At 41.7% G+C, this 355-nt stretch carries 1 protein-coding gene; it reads left to right on the top strand.

All coding sequences use genetic code 11. The annotated features are described in order from the left end of the window. Positions 1 to 164: 164 nt before the first annotated feature. Positions 165 to 355, top strand: a 191-nt coding sequence (locus tag ACLWS4_RS37990) for a 5-methylcytosine restriction system specificity protein McrC (protein ID WP_416876574.1), incomplete at its 3' end; no start/stop codon positions are given.

The raw sequence follows: 355 nt of genomic DNA, 5'->3' as shown, positions 1-355 counted from the left end.
ATGTACGGATGAATGGCTGAAGGAAGTGGTTGAATACGATATTCTTCCGATGCTGCATAAATACTGGTTTGATGAACCGGACAAATTGCAGCGCTGGGAAAACATACTGCGCGGTGTTTTCAATGACGAAAGATAAAGGCATTCTGATCAGAAATATCTATTATATGCTCTCTTACGCCTTTCGTGTACTGAAACTATCAAACTATGATGAAATGGCATCAGAAAAGTTTGAGCACATTCAAGATCTGTTTGCTGCCATCCTTGCGAAAGGGATCGCCCGGCAACTGAAACAGGGCTTGTATAAGGAATATGTATCACATTATGATAACCTTTCCGTGTTACGCGGCAAACTGGA

Source organism: Kitasatospora sp. SC0581 (assembly GCF_048159585.1).
GTDB lineage: Bacteria > Actinomycetota > Actinomycetes > Streptomycetales > Streptomycetaceae > Kitasatospora.
Note: the sequence above shows the minus strand (reverse complement) of the source record. Positions and strands in the feature narration are given on the sequence as shown.